The sequence below is a fragment of the Alicyclobacillus mali NBRC 102425 genome (genome assembly GCF_001570745.1).
GTDB lineage: Bacteria > Bacillota > Bacilli > Alicyclobacillales > Alicyclobacillaceae > Alicyclobacillus > Alicyclobacillus mali.
On sequence record NZ_BCSG01000071.1, the window covers coordinates 1 to 1,618 of the forward strand.

At 45.5% G+C, this 1,618-nt stretch carries 2 protein-coding genes; both read right to left on the minus strand.

All coding sequences use genetic code 11. The features are described 5' to 3' along the window. The coding region (locus AMA01_RS13405) for a sugar-binding domain-containing protein (RefSeq protein ID WP_376738346.1) at positions 1–626 on the minus strand (626 nt) is incomplete at its 3' end. A 33-nt stretch (positions 627–659) separates the two neighbouring features. Next, a complete protein-coding gene (locus AMA01_RS13410) occupies positions 660–1,487 on the minus strand; it encodes a carbohydrate ABC transporter permease (protein WP_231862968.1) in 828 nt (275 codons plus the stop codon). Between the last annotated feature and the right edge of the window lie 131 nt (positions 1,488–1,618).

Here is a 1,618-nt window from a genome sequence, read left to right on the forward strand (position 1 = left end):
TTAAGAATATAGACATCCCTAAAAATACCAGACAGCCACCACATGTCCTGATCTTCTAGGTAAGACTGAGCTGACCATTGGCACACAATTACGACAAGTACATTTTCACCAGCATGAATAAAATTCGTTATATCAAATTCAGAGGGCAACCGGCTCCCGTACCCGAAACCAAGATCATGACCATTGACGTAAACTTGATACAATCCATCGACCCCTTCAAACCTCAAGTGGATCCAACCTACATCGTGATTTGTCAGGAAAAATTTAGTCCGGTAACAACCCGTCGGATTTTCCGAAGGAACCCGGGGCGGGTCAACCGGGAAGGGATACCTGACGTTTGTGTAGTGGGGCCGCCCAAAGCCCTCCATCTGCCAATTCGACGGCACATGTATATCATCCCATGAGGAGTCATCGAAACCAACTTCAGTAACATCGCTCGGTACAGAAAGGGGATTTTCAAACAGGAAAAACTTCCACTTCCCTTCTAGTGGTAACACTTGTGTCGAAGCGCGGTAAAAGCCACGCATGAGCGCTTCCCGCTCCGTCGAGTGCGGGATGAAAAACGCACGGGGTGACAACCGATAGTCTGAAGGCGGGTAGAAGCTCTCGACATATTGCTCTTGCACTTGCATCTCCTCCATGCGCACAAAGGGTGCGTCTCATCCTTTGACTGAACCACTGTACATACCCGATATGAAATATCTCTGCAAAGCAACAAAGACTATCATCAGAGGTACTAGACCGATAGCCGCCCCAGCAAAAATAGGCCCGTAATGTATAACGTTTCCAGGCTGATCAAGTTGTTCGAGCATAAGTGGAATGGTCGACATGTTTCTGCTGTTAATCACTATCAATGGCCAGATAAAATTGCCCCACTGCTGTAGGAACGTGAGTATACCCAGCGCAGCCATAGAGGGCAACATATTTGGCATTACAATTCGAAAAAATGTATAAAACTCGCTAGCTCCATCTATCCTGGAAGCCTCAAGCAGCTCGGAGGGAAACGATTGCATTTGCTGCCTCATGAAGAACACGCCAAATCCATTTACTAGGAAGGGAACTATCAAACCTTCGTAAGAATTCTCCCAATGCAATTTAGTAACAATAATGAATAGAGGAATGAGCGTCGTTTGCACAGGTATCATGATAGTAATAAGCACAACGAAGAATAAAAAAGATTTTGCCCAAAACCGGTACTTAGCAAACGCGAAGCCCACCATCGCGGAGAAAAACACTACACTAATGGTGGTAATACCTGAGACAATTATACTGTTCGCTAAGTCCCTCCACACAGGCATTGACGACTCTAGCGTACGTACATTTTGAACGAAGTGAGCACCGAACCAATTTGCGGGCGGGAAATGAAAAATCTGCCCATCAGACAAGGTTGAGGCGACATATATCCAATATATAGGGTAAATGGACACAACGACAGCAATGGCCAAAAACACGTAACTAAGAATTTTGACAGGGATGCTTTCACGCACTGTAGTCGCCTCCACGAGAAACTCGTATCTGAAAATACGAGAGCACGGCAATGATTGTGGTTAGGATATATGTCCCTGCAGAAGCGAGACCGAAGTTATAATTCTGAAATCCTATGTTATATGAGCCCTTT